The sequence below is a fragment of the Alteromonas sp. KUL106 genome, from assembly GCF_009811415.1.
Classification (GTDB): domain Bacteria; phylum Pseudomonadota; class Gammaproteobacteria; order Enterobacterales; family Alteromonadaceae; genus Alteromonas.
Window position 1 is genome coordinate 45,884 of sequence record NZ_BLIG01000020.1, and the last position, 14,953, is coordinate 60,836.

A 14,953-nucleotide genomic window follows, 5' to 3' on the forward strand; every position below is an offset into this window, starting at 1 on the left:
TGCTCCGTTATTCGCACTTGGTCATGAGCCATTTTTGTACTGCCGTGGCCAATTCATCTGGATGGAATTTAGCGATAAAATCATCAGCGCCTACTTTTTGAACCATGGCTTGATTAAATACGCCACTCAATGACGTGTGAAGAACAACGTGCAGCTTCTGTAATTCTGGCGTATTTTTTATTTCCGCAGTTAATGTATAACCATCCATTTCAGGCATTTCAATATCAGAAACTAAAACGCCGACGCGATTGGTCACATCTCCATACTCTTCAGCAATTTCCTTCAATCTGTTCAACGCTTCTAAGCCATTCTTCGCAAGCTCAATTTCAAGACCGAGAGATGTAAGTGCCTTTTTAACCTGATTTCTCGCAACTGACGAGTCGTCGGCGATGAAAATTATTTTGTTTTCTTGACCTTCGGTGGTTAACCCTTCCGCCACTTCAGCACTCACTTCTGCATTGAGAGGTGAAATCTCGTTGAGAATTTTTTCTACATCGAGGATTTCAATGAGTTCATTTTCTACTTCGGTAACGGCCGTAAGATAACTCGCGCGGCCGGTTCCTTGTGGGGGAGGCATGATAGCATCCCAATTGGTGTTGATAATTCGTTCAACAGCCCCTACCAAAAAGCCTTGGACAGAGCGGTTATATTCGGCGATCACAATAAAAGCATTAGAAAGGTCTTCTATCCTACGCCCCTTGGTTGCCATACTTAAATCGATGACCGAAATGGTTTGTCCACGGATATGCGCGACCCCACGAACCAGAGGGTTGAGCTTTGGAATTGCTGTCAAAGGAGGACACTGCAGCACTTCACGCACTTTAAACACGTTTATTCCAAAGCGCTGACGGCCATTTAGTCTAAACAACAGCAATTCTAATCGATTCTGTCCAACAAGCTGGGTTCGTTGGTTTACTGAATCTAAAATACCCGACATAGGTCACCTCTAATAAATACTGGGCATGATCATTGCCTCTGTTAGTAAAGATAGACAATATCACTAAATTTTTGCAGGTCAAACGACAGAAAAATGACGCTAAGTGTCATTTCGGTCGGTTAGGCAACCTCAACTTTCGTTGGGCTGTCGTACCTGCCCTAAAATCAGCGCCTATTTAACGTTAATGTGCGCTTTACGAATAAAACCGATGTATCGCTGGACTGATGCTATTAAGCATAGTCAAAAACTCGTAAACTGAACACGAAAAGTCTTTATGAAACGAATAAACAACAAAACATACCAAATGCTTTCTCGATTACTTTCGTTTGCATTGCTTGGGACATTTTCAATAAACGCCCTAGCGGCACTGACGACGCACGAAAAAGTTGAAGAAGGCGCCAGGCAATATCTGCTATCTCAACTAACTGATAATACGCAGGATACTAACATTGATGTTGAGGTTGTGAAGATAGACGATAGGATAAATATCCCCGAATGCCCAACCGGTTTCCAATACCATTCTTCACAAGAAGCGCTGAACCAGTCCTACATTTCAGTGCGAGTTAGCTGCAAAAATAATGACTGGTATCTATTCACCAGCGGTCAAGTAACCCGTACAAAAGAAATTGTCGTAACTCAGGGGGCAATAAGCCCTGGTACAGTACTCACGTCATCTAACTTAACACTGGCTAAAGTTGACATAAGACGACTGCGCCATACCGCATTTACAGACCTAGATGAGCTTGTCGGTGCGAGAATGATGCGTCGAGTAACTGACGGACAGGCGATTCAGTCAAATATGCTATGCTTTGTTTGTAAAGGCGATAGAATAACAATTACAGCTGAAGTTGCAGGCATGGAAATTAAAACAGCCGGTATAGCTCAACAAGACGGCGTTTTGGGCGATAACATTAAGGTTTTGAATGCGAGTAGTAAAAGAGCCATAATCGCAAGAGTCGCAAGCCCTGAAGAAGTCGTGATACACTTGTGAAGAATCCAGTTAATTTCTACTTTTTTGTGCATAATTAAGCTAAAGAAATTTGCCAAAAGGCCGATATATAAACTGAGGCAAAAAAGGTAGTGAGGACTTAAAATGGCAATTAACAATATAAACAACGGGTTACCTAAAACACCTGTTGATAATGGGAAGGTAGCGCAGCAAAATCAGACGCAACAATCTCAGCAACAAGCATCGACGCAAACAGCGCAGACCGCGCCTGCTCCGCGTCAGGATTCTGTTTCTTTGACGCAATCAGCACAGCAATTGAGCCAAGTGCAAAAGAAAGGATCTGAGGCGCCAGTGAATCAAGAAAAAGTCGATCGCCTTAAGAAAGCGATTCAAAGCGGTGATTATAAGGTGAATCCAGAGGTGCTTGCGAATAAGATAGCGAAGCTAGAATCAGAGATTTTTGGCACCAAATAGCAGCATTTAATACATGAAAACCGTTCAGTGAGATAAACACCGTGACCGAACAAGCGAGCCAACTAACACAAGCACTATCACGTCAAGTCGATCAAATGACGTCGCTTGCGGTTTTGCTTGATAAAGAGTTGCAGTTGATTAGCTCACGTGACGCAGAGTCGTTAATGAACCTGTTGGACGACAAGACCGCACTGTTGACGTCTATTCAAGCGCTCGACGCCAACATTGAACACATAGTCGACAATCATGACTCATTGTCGGAAGAAGATGAAGCCTTGATGGCTGACGCTAAGAAGCTTCTGGAAGACTGTAAATACCGCACGCAAGTCAATCAAAAAGCCGTTGAGCAAGGACAGCTACGCCTCACACATCTACGGAATTTGATGATGGAAGTTCGTGCAAAAGAGTCGCTTACCTATGACAAAAAAGGCAAGCCTAAAGGCGGTACGCTAGGTTCTGGCGTGAGCGCTTGAATCTGTTGTACAAAGCGAAAGCAGCGCCAACGCCACTTATTGTTTAACCCACTTATTGCCTATCACTATATAAGCAGATCTACTAATAATATTTAACGTCTTTTACTCGTCTCGGCTTTGCCGTAGACAAATAAATGTCGTACACCTGCTGCATATCTAAAGAGAGCTCGGTAACGTAAGTGTCATCTCCTACAGGGTATGTCTTAACCACTTCTGCACCTCTTATCACGCCCTCAACTGAAGAACGCAAAGTTTCGCTGTCCACAATTAGGCGAGAGACAGACTGACTCCCCTCAATTTTTTGACCATAGACCTGTTCAGTCAACTCTCGGTATGCATCTAATTTTGACGCTTTCATTGCCATGATAAGTTTCATGCTGTCACTTTCTCCTTGCTGTGACGAAATCGGAGCATAGCCAACGGCCTTTAAAATAGGGTAACTATCAGGTTCCACAGTCTCCCACTCAACATGCTTATCAACGATGCCACAACCACTTGCGCTAAGTGCGAAACCGAGAATGACGGCCTGAACAAAAAACCTAGATTTTTTCAATTTACGTAAGCTCATACGCTTAAACCTCAATTTGCATCAATAACAAGTGAGTGATGACTCAAATTCTTTTTGCATAAATTAGCAACTTCTTATCTACGCGCAAGACGTTCTATCTATGTTGACATCTTGAGTAATTACGCACTGTTTTACTCCCTTGCCGTGAACGCCTTATCTGTTGCTGATATGACATAGTATTAGCAAGGCTAGCAAGATACGCGCCCATTTTGACATCCAAGATATAATGTTTTAACTAATTAGATTTCTCGTACTTGCTCGTACTTGGCACTTTTTTCGCATATTCCGTTCGCATAATAGGTTATGCATGACACGCAGAACAGTTGGTATCAACCATGCGCATGAGCTTAGCAACAATAGAGGTGTGCGGTGCAACACATTAGCAAAACGACTCTGGCAAAAATCTTTAATATCGCTGTGGCGCTTGTTTGCCTTCTTGCTTTTTTCATTGGGCAAGCGCATGCCGCGTGGTATGAAGCGACCGGACAGGCCGTCGTCGTTAACGGCAATAAAGAAGCCGCTAAACGGGCGGCAACGCAAGAGGCCCTCAAACAAGCAATGCTTTTTGCCGGCGCATCAGTGCAAAGTGTTGCAAAGCTTACGAACGGACTGCTCAAAAACGAAGAAATGACGATACGATCTACCGGTGAGGTTGAACAGCTTGAGCTAGTTGATGAAATATTCAGTGGTGATGTGGTGACCGTTAAGGTCCGTGCAGATATTTTTCCAAAGGAAAAGCTATGTTCCGCTCAGCATGATGAAAAACATTTTGCTACAACACACTTTAGAATAAGAGACAGGTCACAGTTGACACAAGGGAATACACCTCATTTTGATAAAGCATTTACTCAGCGACTTGCACAGGCAATGCAAACACACACGGATAACCTGAGGATAACGTATGTTGCTCCTCATACTGCAAAATTTGAACATCGCTATACCGATCAAAATATACGTACGCTAGCGGCTCAAAGTAACACTCAGTTTGTCATCATTGGCGTTATCAACGACATGAGTATGGGCGAAGAGAAAGCATCCTCATTATTTCTACCATGGCGTAATACTGCCCCGCTGCGCGTTTTTTCAATGTCGCTTCAAGTATTTGACGGGATTAACGGAGGACTCCTTTTCACGTCATCTTATCAAAGCGAAGAAGAGTGGACATTTGATAGATTTGAGGACGTGGATGAGTTCTCATCTACCTTTTGGCAATCGAGATATGGACAGGCAGTTGATAACGTTATTAACGAGGCGATAGAAGATGTAAAAGAATCTGCCGCATGCCAGCCGGTCACAGGCAGAGTAATAAACGTAGCGAACAACCGTATATCAGTCTCTTTAGGACGAGATAACGGTATTTCTGAAAAAGATGAGATGTATCTCTACCAAGCTAAAGAAATCATAGATAACCAAGGTAGGAAATATCTTCAGTACTCTCTCTACCCTGGCACATTTACCGTCGAGAGTGCATTTAGCAACTCATCAGTGATTTTTTCCGACGCAGGAATAACGGCCAATATTCAACACAACGATTTTGTAGTCAAAAAATAGTTTTCACTTCGGATTGGTATTATTGATAACTCGTTAGAAAGTTGGCTTTTTGTCACCCTCATGGTATACCTATACCAAAGTATACGTTTGCATACTTAATCTTCAGGGTAAGAAAGATACCTTAAACAGGGCTTTCGAGTGGTTCGCTTTTAATACTATGACCTTTCACCTTCTCGCATCGAGTTGTTTAGCATTTATCGCTTTGCTGCAGGCCGCCCAGCATATAGAAAGGCACTACACCATCGAGTTTTCAAAACTAGAGCGTGAAGTCAACGAAAAATTTGGTGCTGATAAGGCCCTCCATGTTGACGCACTCGAACAAACGCTTGGTCTTCTTGAAAATAAAAGTATCAATGAACAACTCATCGGCGTGAATGCTTTTTTTGCCGAGCGTATTCAGTATGCTACCGACGATATCGTATTCAACGAAAAAGACTATTGGGCTACACCATCTGAACTTTTTGGCCATTCCCGTGGAGATTGTGAGGATTATGCCATTGCAAAATATGTAGCTCTGCTACACTTAGGTATTGATAGTGCTAAACTTCGATTGATTTACGTAAAAGCAAAAATCGGTAGAAGCCGAATAACACAAGCGCACATGGTTTTAGGGTACTATGACTCCCCTTCATCAGACCCTTTGGTGCTAGATAGTTTAGTGTCTAACGTTTTACCTGGCTCTCAACGAACTGATTTAATCCCCGTTTTCAGTTTTAATGATTCAGGTATTTGGCAACCTGGTCAAAAAACACAAGTTTCATCATCAACCAGCAGACTGTCTAGATGGCGGGACGTTATTGAGCGTATGAAAAAAGAAGGGATTAGCAGAAGGTCCTAAGAATTTATGTCGATAACAAGAGAATTATGGCTAGCTATTATAGTCGTTGTCCTTGTTGCAATTGCGGGTAGCGTGAGCATTCATGCAGTAACCACAAAGCAATACGTTGAAGAACAGCTCTATGCTAAGAATGTAGATAACGCCAGCATGCTGGCGCTTACTTTAAGCGGTCTCGATAAAGATCCTGTTTCCTTGGATCTTTTTATTATGTCTCAATTTGATATTGGCCATTATGCATCAATCGTGTTGCGTAAAGCAGATGGCGAAATAGTATCAGCTCACAAACATGAAGCACAATTAGGCGAAGAAACGCCCCACTGGTTTGCCGAGTACTTTTCACCTGAAGTGAAGTTAGGTATCGCCCAAGTAAGCGAAGGATGGGGACAGTATGGTGCGGTTTATGTGGAAACGGATACCAGCTTTGCCGTCGCATCTATGTGGCAGGCCACGCAACGATTGATGTTAGGTTTGTCGCTTCTTGGCCTAGTTACTGGAGTTATAGGCGCTTGGGCACTCCGCTTTATCATTAGTCCACTAAACGGTGTAGTTACTCAAGCCGAGTCGTTTCAAAAAATGCGCTTTATCCAACTATCCGAACCGCGCACCTTGGAATTAAAACGGGTAGTTCGCGCCATGAATTTTTTAGCGGCGAACTCGAAAAAAATCATGGAGGAAGAAAATACGCGACTCGATCTCATGCGTTATAAAACGCAATTCGATGATGAGTCTGGCGTTGCCAACAGAGAGTACTTTATCTCTATCCTGAAAGGTCAACTCGCCTTTCGTGATGCAGAGGGCGTTAACTGCTTGTTCTTTGTCCGATTTACTGAAGGGAATGGTTTCCTTCGCTCTCCTGCCAATATTCGCAAAAAGAGAATTCGTGATTTTGTTGGACAAATAAGCGATTGCCTATCACATCATCACCACTTTTTTAGCGATAGCCGAGTTGCAAGGATGCAAAAAAACGAGTTTGCCGTTCTTCTTACTGAGACACATAATACCGCCGAAATATCTGACGCCATTCACGGTGCTTGCTTAAGTGCATTTTGTCAGGAAGACGATCCGAAGGTATTTCAGTCGGTTACAAAACTGCGCCCTAGCGATAATTTTTCTGACGCGTTAATGAGAGCGGACGCTATGCTCAACGAGGCAGAGATAACGAATAGAAATGAGCCCTTTATCGAATCGCTTCTCCAGCGGGAAAGCGCTTTGGTAGAAGAGAAAAGATGGGAGCATGATTTAAAACGCGCTATTGAAAATAAGGACGTTGAAACATTTAACTTCCCTGTTCTTGATGTAAACCGAAACCTCGTTCATTACCAATGCTGGGCTGGTGTCGAAATAGACGGCGAGTTAAGAAAAAATGGTTACTATGCCCATTGGGCTCGCTATTTGGGCTTATTACCTGAGTTAGAGTTAACAACAGTTACTTATCTGATGGACGTTATTAAACACTCTAGCAATAATGCAAAGTTTGCGTTTCTTTGCTCTGAGCAGTTCTTACTCGACGCAACTGTTTTATCAAAATTGTACGCGCTATTAGACTCGGATAGACAGGTTGCTAAGCAACTATGCTTTGAAATGAGAGAATCTACCGCCACGCGCTTCCCGAATGAGTTTAAAAATTTCTGTAACACACTGAAAACTAGGGAGTGCCAAGTAGGGCTTAAGCGTGTGGGCGAGTCTTTCTCACAACTTTTGAACGTGCAAGAGTTGGGCTTAGACTATGTCAAAATTGATTCTGCATTTATGACTGACATTGACGTTAACCCTGCTAATCACGCATTTATTAGAGGCTTCTGTACGTTAGCTCATGCATTTGGAATTAGTGTGTATGCTGACGGCGTGAAACGCACAGATCAAAAGGCGTTATTTATTGACCTTGGCATCGACGGAGTGGTATCAAATATTGAGGTTATAGCGCATCCTTTAGATGACTAAACTCACCGATTTTTAACAGTAAGCCTATCCGGTCTTTCGTTTCAAACTTGTGAAGAAGCGTACCAACATATTCTTTAACGGTGCGCTCGGTAATACCATGTTCCCTCGCTATTTCTTTGTTACTTAAGCCCTCCAAGATACCATTTAACACATCTTTTTCTCTGTTGGTTAACCCCGATAGCGAGGGAAGGACATGCAGTGTTTGCTTTTTAGCGGCGACATTGAATGTAGCTTCAGAGAGTAGTTCATTAGGCAACCATATTCCTCCAGCTTCAAGAACACGTGTTACCGAGGCAAGCAGAGAGCGCGTAGCTAGCGCATGACAATATGCTCTAGCACCTAACATTAATGCCGTTTGCATCTCTGACCGATCATATGTGTAAGTGAGTAAAACGAGATTATCGACTTTTTGCCTAGCATCAATGAGCTGCTCACGCCAATTATGATCATTTGTCAAAATCCATATGCAATCGCTTTGGTCACAATCTAGCTGGTTAAAATGGCTATAACTACTCCATGAATACTGGGTCAATGCCCCTTGCAAGCCCTTTTCGGCAATGAAATGTCTCATCAACGCTCTCTCAGCGCTGAGGCTTTGACATTGAATAAAGGCGATAAAATATAGTTGAGTACCGTTTTCTTGCCCGTCAAAATATCTACCTGCACAATCATTCCTGGCAAAATATCCAGAGACGCTTCTGCAATACTCCGTTTTGTCTCAAGTCTGACAAGGTAGTAAGTTTCATCTTTTTCATTAGTTATAGCATCGGCGCTAATATGCTTAACTTCCGCCGACATGCCGCCATAAATGGTAAAGTCGTACGCGCTGAATTTAAGAATGGCGGGCTGCCCTTCTCGAATAAAAGCAATGTCTTTAGGTGAAACTTTAGCCTCAACAATGAGCTGGTCGTCTTGGGGAACCAGCTCGACAACCGCGCTGCCAGGCGTAATAACACCGCCTACTGTATTGATAAGTAACCTTTGAACCGTTCCATTAATTGGCGAGCGTAGGTCAGCTTGCGATACCACATCTTCTAAGCTTGTTTGAGACTGCTGTAATGTCGCCATTTCACCAGAAGCATCCGTTAACTCCTGATTCCAGCGATTAACAAGCTTTAGACGGGCCTCTTCTTTCTTAATAATCTCCTCTTCGATGGCATTAAGACCTCGCTCAATAGCCACTTTAGATTTGGTAATGTTGCCTTCTAGCTCTACGATTTGGCGCTCCAACCGAAGAATTTCAATCTCTGACACGGCGCCAGAGGCAAGCAATGGTTTCGTTACGGCAAGCTCTTTCTTAGAAAGAGATAGCACGCTCTGATATTGAGAAAGATTGGCCCGTTCTTCTTCAACGTCTTGTCGACGTTGCATAATACGAGAGTCAGATCCCGCCGCTACTTCATCAAGTTCAGCTAAATTTGAGTTATAAAGCTTCCGTTCATTTTCAACAATAGTCGGCGCCTTTTCCCGAAGGTTTCGATTAAACCGCAATACTTCGCCTTGGGTTAATGCGGATAAACGCTGCACTTTTGCCGCCAGTGCAGCAAACTGGGTGGTATTTTCCTCTAAATTCGACAAAAAGCGTGTTGGATCAACTTTCAATAACACTTGTCCGGCTTTAACCGTTTGTCCCTCACGTACTAAAATTTCCTTAACTATCCCGCCATCGTAAGACTGAAGCACCTGCAGTTGTTGAGACGGTATGACTTTCCCATCACCTTTTGCTACTTCGTCAATTTCTGCAAAATACGACCACACTATCAATAGCAATACCACGATGGAGACCAAATATAGGAGTCCACGCGCTTTGGCCGGAGTTTGCATAATGCGCGACCATTCAGCTTCTAGTACCCAATCTTGACCAGGGGGCGGCGCAAGCCATCCTCGTATTAGCCGCTGCAACCAGTCTTTCTTCTCACCACCGTGTTTTAAAATCATGGCGCTCTCTTCAATCGTTGACTGGATTGTTTGAACTGTACTAGCACCTCTTCCTTACTGCCGTCAGCAATGACTTTTCCGTTCTCAACAACAATCACCCGTTCTACCAAGTCGAGTAATGTGGTTCGGTGTGTGTTAATAATAAGAGTTTTGCCTGCTGTCGCTGTTTTAATGGTCTCTTTCATTTTAGCTTCATTGGTTGAATCCATTGAAGAGGTAGGTTCATCCATGATGTATATTGCAGGGTTTCGCACTATGGCTCTGGCCATAGCGACAGCTTGTCGCTGACCACCAGATAGTAAACTTCCTCGTTCACCCACGTTTTGATCTATACCGTTTGCATTGCCATTGACCAGTTGCGCCAACCCACATCGGGTTATAACTTCCCACAAGTCAGCATCATCAATATTCGAGTCAGCTGGCATGATATTGTCTCTAAGTGAACCATGAAAAAGGCTTACGTCTTGCGGCACATAGCCTATTTGTTTACGAAGTAGGGTTGGGTCGTATTGCTGGAGGTCAATGTTGTCCATTAAAATTTGTCCAGATTCAGGGCGATAAAAGGCCATGAGCAATTTATTCAACGTTGATTTACCGCACCCGTTTTTACCTAAAATGGCCACATGCTCTCCTTGTTTAATCGACAAATTAATGTCTTTAAGTGCTAGCACGCTTTCGTCTGGATATTTAAAATTTAGTTGAATAGCATCAATATTTCCCTTGAGCACGATATCGCTTTTAACCTGCTTATTACTGCCTCTTTCACTTGGTAAAGACATAATGTCGTCAAGGGCGTTTTTTGCAGTCTCAGCGTGATGATATTGAGCAAGTAACGCTGCTGCTTGAGAGACCGGCCCCATGGCGCGGCTTGATAATAAATAGGCAGCAATCAATCCTCCCTGGGTAATTACACCTTCAATGATGAGATAAACGCCCGTTAGGATGATGACGACCCCCACTGATTGTTGAATCCATAGCGCCGCGTTATTCACCGACATGGAAACCAAGCGAAGTTTTGCATTTACTTTGGCAAGAAATATTGTCTGCTTTTCCCACGCACTTTGATTTCGACTCTCATACCCAAAGGCCTTGATGTCCTCTAACGAAATCACGCTTTCCGTTACAAGCGAGCTTTTGCGGGAACTGATTTCCATGGACTCTTCAGAAAGTGTACGCATAACGCGTTGCGCCTTCATGGCATAGAGAAAAAGAGCCGTCGCACCAATAAGAATAGGAATAATCAGATAAAAGTCGATCATCGCAATGATCATGACAAACAGTAGTCCAAATGGTAAATCAACCAATGCCACTAAGGTTACTGAGCCGAAAAACTGCCGGATACTCTCAAAAGACTGCAAGCTGTTTATAAATGACCCGCTTTTTGCTGGCCTACTAGCCAAGTTTATAGACAGCACTTTTTCCATTATTTTTGCTGATAGCGTGACGTCTAATCGACTCGCCGCAAGTTCAACAAAATACTGCCTAAGCATACGCAATAGGAAGTCGGCCGCCAGAACAAGTAAAACCCCAATAGCCAAGGCCCACATCGTTTCTAACGCAGCATTTGGCACCACTCTATCGTACACATTCATCACAAAAAGGGGTAAGGCGATCGAGAGCAAACTAATAAATACGGAGGCTAAAATGACATCGCGATACAAATCTTTCGCTGCACTGATAGACGACCACAACCAATGTCCTACTGATGATTTATCTATTTGAGCATTAGTTTCTTGCGCATTCATTTCAGGGCGAGCAAAAATGATATACCCGGTATAACTGGCGTTTAGCGCTTCTCTTGGCACCGCGACAACGGCGTCATCTAATTCTGGGTATGAGACTCTCGCATGCGTTCCGTCCAAACCGTGAAGCACACAGGCTTGCTCTTCATTTAACACCAAAACAGCGGGTAAAAGTGCAGTATTGATCTGATCTAAATCTCGCTTAACCGTTCTGCTTGCTAGTCCTGCTCGTTTTGCAGCGCGCTCGAATGCCGTGGGCGATAATTCACCGCGAACTAGAGGCAGCCCACTTAGCAAGCTGACGCGAGACACATTTAAATGGTGAGCACGACAGATTGTAATCAGGCAATCCATCAATACACCACCCTGTTTCTCTAAATAAGATATATCGTCTCCCCCTTTTTTTCCCTTCATTTAGGCCATCTCATCCCTATAGTTTTGAAGGAAGCTGAATAATAGCCGCCTCGATTCTGCGGTTTCGAGCGTTGGCCTCGTCTGATTCTTCATCAACAAGCGGACGAGTTTCGCCATAGCCTACAGCAGTAATTCTTCTGGCTTCTATGTTTGCCTTCGCTATCAGAAGCGACGCTACAACCTTTGCTCTTCGTTCAGACAAACGCTGGTTATACGTTGCATCGCCATCTAAAGAAGCGTGGCCATGAATAATGACGCCTAAACTGGGGTCACTATTAAGGGCATTAATAACCTCTTTAAGCGCATTTTCGTACTCAGGTAAGACTTCTATAGAATTGGACGCAAATTCAATATTGATGTTGAAAGAATCAACGATTTTGGCATTATCTAATGTGAATTCTGCTGCGTTTGGTGCTGTTTCCGGCTCTATTTCAGGCTTTTCGGCTTCACAACCAAAGTCATCGACTATAGCGCCAGGCGCGGAGTTGTCACAGTCATCCCATAGATCAACGATGCCGTCACCGTCAGTATCCCGTTTAAGGATATTCAGTTCGTCTTCAAAATGAGTTCGAACAGCTGGACACACGTGGTTAGGATCGTAGCTAATTCTTTCCTCAGCTTTGCTTAAGACGTCAGGCACCCCTTCTTTTGTGATGCCCAGTGTTTGCGCTAAATTGCCTGAAGCCGCTAGCAGTCTTACACGCGCTTTTTCTAGCGTATACTGAGCTTCTAAATAAGCGCGGCTAGACTCATAGTATTCGTTTTCAGAATCGAGCAAATCTAATAAAGAGCGCTCACCAATAGTAAACTGATCCATATAAGCAGACTTTACCCTGTCCGAAGATAGACGATGAGCATTGAGCGAGGGTAGCTGCTCTGTAATGTTGATAATGTCATTAAAGGCAATCTGTACCGTTTGTCTCATGTCAATACAGGCCTTATCTCGTAGGTCTTTTGCTAAGTCTACCTGCGACAGCGCTTGTTTAATGGCCGCACGGTCTGAACCACCGTTGTACAAATTATAAGAGAAGTTAACGCCAACACTCGCTTCTGTAATCGTATTGTTAAGCGCGGCTTGGTCTCGCGTTTGTGCGCCATAGCTAGCGGTTAAATTTACCTGAGGATGGTATAGGCTTTTAGCACTGTCTAACCCATAGCGCTGTGCGTCAATGTTGTATATCGCTGCATTGAACTGCGGGTTGGTGCTATAGGCACTATTTAACAGCGATTGAATATCCACTGAGCTTGTATCAACAAATGCAGCGTTTATTGTTACAGTTTTTAGGGTTTCAGCGGGTTTTTCGCCTACTATCCGTAAGAAACGTGCGGTAACATCGTGTAAGTTAGACAGCTCGGTCAGCACATTCGACTCGGCTAAAGAGAGACGACCGCTAATTTGCTCTAAGTCAGCTCGACGACCAACGCCGGCCTTTACGCTCTCTTCAATTTGTTTAAACACGTCAACGTGAGTAATCAGGTTTTCTTCAGCAAGCTTCAATAGTTCACGAAACATTCTAACGTCCATGTAAGCAAGTGCTGTATCTAGTGACTTCTGTTCGATTTCTCCCATCAATTCAAAAAAGCGGACAACTTGAGCTTGTTTAAACCGCTTAACCTCACTGCTTGTTAAGAAACCATCGTAAAGCATTTGGGTTAGTGTAACTTGCGCGGTATGCCCCATGTATTCTCGATCTAAGCCATAGTTTCTATCGCTATATGCGCTTGACGCTAATACGTCGACTTGAGGGCGAAATCCACCTCGCGCAATGTTCACGTCTGATATGGCTATTTGAAGTTGACGCCAGCTGGCTTGTACTTCTGGGTTTTCATTTACTACTTTGCGAACATAGTCTTCCAAGCTGACTGATGAATTGTTTATATTATTACTTTGAGCAATAGCAGCATTAGCAAGTACAGCGCAAGCCGTTCCGATCACTACTTTGGGCAGCGCTGAATTCATAAACTTCATAAACAGATCTCATCATTTAGAAACCAAGCGACAAAAGTGCAGCTAGGTATAAGATGAAAATAGTCGCTTCGCCTATTTCTGCAAATCCTCCCCTCAACTTTTAAACTAAAAGCTAATGATTTAGGGGGAAATACCTAGGTTTTCATACTAAAGAATACGAATCCCCCGTACCACGGTCCGGTAACAAGATAGAAAAGCTCTGCTACGCTTTTTTATAGCCTAGTTAATCATCGACAAAGAGGAAAATATGGCTGAAGTAATCGTTGTAGAAGTGAACGGTGAGGCTACTCTGGTTCGTGGTGAAACAGGTGAGCAGTTAAATGTTATCGTTGGGATAGATGTAAGCCAAGGTGATGTATTAACGATTCCACCCAATGGGTTTGTTACCGTTAGTTTAGACGGAGAGCTTCGTACACTTCCCGCAGGACAAAGCATCACTTTTCCGCTGCAACTAGACTTCACAGATAGCAATTCTGACGATGAATTTGCGGTTTTTGATGAGGGTGTCGATAACCTCGCGGTATTGCTCGACGGGCTTGATCCTGCCGAGAAAGAGGGACAAGAAGGCAACGCTGACTTCCTTGATGTGCTTGCTGGTGACAGCGACATCTTAGCGTCTTTGGAAGCAACCGCGGCAGGCCTTGATGGCGGCGCTGGTTCTGAAGGCGGAAACAATTTTGTGCGTGTTGATCGCATTAATGAAGAAGTCGAGCCGGTGGGTTTTCAGTTCAATCAAAATGCAAATGGCAACGACGATGTTATGCCCGTAGAGTTTTCTGGAACGGGTGAGCAAGCACAAGACATTCTTCTCTCCCTTGATGCTATCGGGTTAACCAACGACACAACGCCAACACTTTCAGGTATTACTTCAGCCATTCCAGGTAGCACGGTAATACTCACCGTTACGGATAGTGCTGGAAATGTTCAAACTATCACCGCTATCGTGCAAGACGACGGTACTTTTAGTGTAGACGTACCTAATGCGCTGGCTGATGGTGAGTTTACCGTTGACGCCACCGTACTTGAACCTACGGGCAATACGGCAAGCGCTGATACCACAGGCGTGATTGATACCACTGCGCCAACCATTACCATTAACGCGCCAGCTTTGGATAACGACCCCACGCCTACCCTTTCAGGCACCACCGATGCCACTCCT

General features: G+C 43.9%; 13 protein-coding genes. 7 read left to right on the top strand and 6 right to left on the bottom strand.

The features are described 5' to 3' along the window. Positions 1-7: 7 nt before the first annotated feature. A complete protein-coding gene (locus tag GVO63_RS07810; RefSeq protein WP_159578925.1) occupies positions 8-937 on the bottom strand; it encodes a chemotaxis protein CheV in 930 nt (309 codons plus the stop codon). 274 nt (positions 938-1,211) lie between these two features. Between GVO63_RS07810 and flgA the strand changes: the two genes are divergently transcribed. The 3 genes from flgA to flgN all read left to right on the top strand — a co-directional run bounded on the left by flgA (position 1,212) and on the right by flgN (position 2,833). Further along, positions 1,212-1,928, top strand: coding sequence for a flagellar basal body P-ring formation chaperone FlgA (gene flgA, locus GVO63_RS07815; RefSeq protein ID WP_159494948.1), 717 nt, complete (start codon positions 1,212-1,214; stop codon positions 1,926-1,928). A 102-nt stretch (positions 1,929-2,030) separates the two neighbouring features. After that, positions 2,031-2,360 carry a flagellar biosynthesis anti-sigma factor FlgM gene (gene flgM, locus GVO63_RS07820; protein WP_159494947.1) on the top strand — a complete coding sequence of 110 codons (330 nt, stop codon included), beginning with the start codon at positions 2,031-2,033 and terminating at the stop codon, positions 2,358-2,360. Between the two features lie 41 nt (positions 2,361-2,401). Next, positions 2,402-2,833, top strand: coding sequence for a flagellar export chaperone FlgN (gene flgN, locus GVO63_RS07825; protein ID WP_159578926.1), 432 nt, complete (start codon positions 2,402-2,404; stop codon positions 2,831-2,833). Positions 2,834-2,915: 82 nt separating this feature from the next. On the opposite strand, the gene GVO63_RS07830 is transcribed toward flgN, so the two are convergent. Further along, on the bottom strand, positions 2,916-3,401 hold the full coding sequence (locus tag GVO63_RS07830) for an LPP20 family lipoprotein (RefSeq protein WP_159494945.1): 486 nt from the start codon (positions 3,399-3,401) through the stop codon (positions 2,916-2,918). 369 nt (positions 3,402-3,770) lie between these two features. Between GVO63_RS07830 and GVO63_RS07835 the strand changes: the two genes are divergently transcribed. The 3 genes from GVO63_RS07835 (at position 3,771) to GVO63_RS07845 (ending at position 7,731) form a co-directional block, all read left to right on the top strand. Beyond that, positions 3,771-4,952, top strand: a complete 1,182-nt coding sequence (locus GVO63_RS07835; RefSeq protein WP_159578927.1) for a flagellar assembly protein T N-terminal domain-containing protein — start codon at positions 3,771-3,773, stop codon at positions 4,950-4,952. A gap of 157 nt (positions 4,953-5,109) precedes the next feature. Then, entirely contained in the window at positions 5,110-5,790 is a 681-nt protein-coding gene (locus GVO63_RS07840; protein WP_159578929.1) for a transglutaminase-like cysteine peptidase, read from the top strand. Between the two features lie 6 nt (positions 5,791-5,796). After that, the gene (locus tag GVO63_RS07845) at positions 5,797-7,731 is read left to right on the top strand and encodes an EAL domain-containing protein (protein WP_159578932.1); all 1,935 of its coding nucleotides are present in this window, start codon (positions 5,797-5,799) and stop codon (positions 7,729-7,731) included. On the opposite strand, the gene GVO63_RS07850 is transcribed toward GVO63_RS07845, so the two are convergent. The 4 genes from GVO63_RS07850 to GVO63_RS07865 form a co-directional block, all read right to left on the bottom strand. Then, entirely contained in the window at positions 7,706-8,302 is a 597-nt protein-coding gene (locus GVO63_RS07850; protein WP_159578934.1) for a LuxR C-terminal-related transcriptional regulator, read from the bottom strand. The two genes, GVO63_RS07845 and GVO63_RS07850, sit on opposite strands and share 26 nt — an antisense overlap. Then, a complete protein-coding gene (locus GVO63_RS07855; RefSeq protein WP_159578937.1) occupies positions 8,302-9,669 on the bottom strand; it encodes an HlyD family type I secretion periplasmic adaptor subunit in 1,368 nt (455 codons plus the stop codon). Before GVO63_RS07855 ends, GVO63_RS07850 begins: the two co-directional genes overlap by 1 nt. Further along, positions 9,666-11,765: a type I secretion system permease/ATPase gene (locus GVO63_RS07860; protein ID WP_159578956.1), complete on the bottom strand. Its 2,100-nt coding sequence runs from the start codon at positions 11,763-11,765 to the stop codon at positions 9,666-9,668. Before GVO63_RS07860 ends, GVO63_RS07855 begins: the two co-directional genes overlap by 4 nt. Positions 11,766-11,841: 76 nt before the next feature. Next, positions 11,842-13,794, bottom strand: a complete 1,953-nt coding sequence (locus tag GVO63_RS07865; protein WP_159578939.1) for a TolC family outer membrane protein — start codon at positions 13,792-13,794, stop codon at positions 11,842-11,844. A 247-nt stretch (positions 13,795-14,041) separates the two neighbouring features. On the opposite strand from GVO63_RS07865, the gene GVO63_RS07870 reads away from it, so the two are divergent. Beyond that, positions 14,042-14,953: retention module-containing protein (locus tag GVO63_RS07870; protein ID WP_159578953.1), on the top strand; the 912-nt coding region annotated here is incomplete at its 3' end.

Excerpts from the sequence above, each read along its gene's own strand:
- GVO63_RS07810 (WP_159578925.1), bottom strand. The coding sequence starts at position 937 with ATGTCGGGTATTTTAGATTCAGTAAACCAACGAACCCAGCTTGTTGGA.
- flgA (WP_159494948.1), top strand. The coding sequence starts at position 1,212 with ATGAAACGAATAAACAACAAAACATACCAAATGCTTTCTCGATTACTT.
- flgM (WP_159494947.1), top strand. The coding sequence starts at position 2,031 with ATGGCAATTAACAATATAAACAACGGGTTACCTAAAACACCTGTTGAT.
- GVO63_RS07830 (WP_159494945.1), bottom strand. The coding sequence starts at position 3,401 with ATGAGCTTACGTAAATTGAAAAAATCTAGGTTTTTTGTTCAGGCCGTC.
- GVO63_RS07840 (WP_159578929.1), top strand. The coding sequence starts at position 5,110 with ATGACCTTTCACCTTCTCGCATCGAGTTGTTTAGCATTTATCGCTTTG.
- GVO63_RS07845 (WP_159578932.1), top strand. The coding sequence starts at position 5,797 with ATGTCGATAACAAGAGAATTATGGCTAGCTATTATAGTCGTTGTCCTT.
- GVO63_RS07850 (WP_159578934.1), bottom strand. The coding sequence starts at position 8,302 with ATGAGACATTTCATTGCCGAAAAGGGCTTGCAAGGGGCATTGACCCAG.
- GVO63_RS07855 (WP_159578937.1), bottom strand. The coding sequence starts at position 9,669 with ATGATTTTAAAACACGGTGGTGAGAAGAAAGACTGGTTGCAGCGGCTA.
- GVO63_RS07860 (WP_159578956.1), bottom strand. The coding sequence starts at position 11,765 with ATGGATTGCCTGATTACAATCTGTCGTGCTCACCATTTAAATGTGTCT.
- GVO63_RS07865 (WP_159578939.1), bottom strand. The coding sequence starts at position 13,794 with ATGAAGTTTATGAATTCAGCGCTGCCCAAAGTAGTGATCGGAACGGCT.